Origin of the sequence: Xylophilus sp. ASV27 (genome assembly GCF_016428875.1) — a bacterium.
Lineage (GTDB): Bacteria > Pseudomonadota > Gammaproteobacteria > Burkholderiales > Burkholderiaceae_C > Xylophilus.
Genome location: NZ_JAELTO010000353.1, coordinates 1 through 314, shown reverse-complemented (window position 1 = coordinate 314; position 314 = coordinate 1). Strand labels below are relative to the sequence as shown.

Genomic DNA, 314 nt, shown 5'->3' with positions numbered 1-314 from the left:
CCCCCCCCCCCCCCCCCCCCCCCCCCCCCCCCCCCCCCCCCCCCCCCCCCCCCCCCCCCCCCCCCCCCCCCCCCCCCCCCCCCCCCCCCCCCCCCCCCCCCCCCCCCCCCCCCCTTTTTCAAGCACAAGACGGCATACGAGATTTCCTGTACGGTCTCGTGGGCTCGGAGATGTGTATAAGAGACAGGTTCCTGGCCTTGAGCTTGAGGGCCTGCGTCTTCCAGGTGCTGGCCGGATCGAAGGCGGTGACGATGACGGCGTCGGGCGCGAGCGCGGCGATCTGATCCATGCCGGCCGCGATGGACGCGGGGTCG

Annotated in this window: 1 protein-coding gene; it reads right to left on the bottom strand. The window is 75.8% G+C overall.

Going from position 1 to position 314, the window contains the following annotated elements; translation table 11 throughout:
• Positions 1–118 precede the first annotated feature (118 nt).
• On the bottom strand, positions 119–314 hold a 196-nt coding region (locus JHD63_RS24415), incomplete at its 5' end, for a hypothetical protein (RefSeq protein WP_233168570.1).